General features: G+C 54.6%; 1 pseudogene. It reads left to right on the forward strand.

What is annotated here, in order from left to right:
- Positions 1 to 49: 49 nt before the first annotated feature.
- Positions 50 to 251: pseudogene (locus SB772_RS43840) on the forward strand (putrescine ABC transporter permease PotH); the annotation flags it as partial.

Below are 251 nucleotides of genomic sequence, written 5' to 3' on the forward strand. Positions count from 1 at the left end.
ACCAGGTTTACGTGTACTGGGAAGACGACAGCGGCGTGGTGCTTCGTTCATGAACATGCGCAAATTCAAACGCCGCCTCAATCGAATAAGTCCCGGTGGCCGTCAGCTGGTCATCGGGGTTCCGTTCATCTGGCTGTTCATGTTCTTCATGTTGCCGTTCTTCATCGTCTTGAAGATCAGCTTCGCCGAAGCCGACGTGGCCATTCCGCCGTACACCGAGATCTACAACTTCGTCGACCAGAAGCTGCAGG

Source organism: Paraburkholderia sp. SIMBA_030, from assembly GCF_046535245.1.
Classification (GTDB): domain Bacteria; phylum Pseudomonadota; class Gammaproteobacteria; order Burkholderiales; family Burkholderiaceae; genus Paraburkholderia.